The 203-nt window shown below is 42.4% G+C and carries 1 protein-coding gene; it reads left to right on the forward strand.

Annotated features, from left to right (window positions below; genetic code table 11):
* Window positions 1-203 (forward strand): hypothetical protein (locus AC6CH7_RS26565; protein WP_498265574.1); only part of this gene is annotated, 203 nt, incomplete at both ends.

A 203-nucleotide genomic window follows, 5' to 3' on the forward strand; every position in this document is an offset into this window, starting at 1 on the left:
ACTGTTAGCCAGGCGAAAGGAAGCTTAAGGTCTATTGACAATGAGCTGTCTGTTTTGAAAGCGAAATACAATACCATGGTGCCTTTTGATGCAGGGATTCAGAATTTTGAACGTGATGCGGAATTGGCGACCAAAGATTACATGAACTCTTTGGATACCTATAACCAAAACAGGACGGGGCAGAATATAGCCTTGAAACTGCA

It is taken from the genome of Pedobacter sp. GQ55, assembly GCF_059758925.1.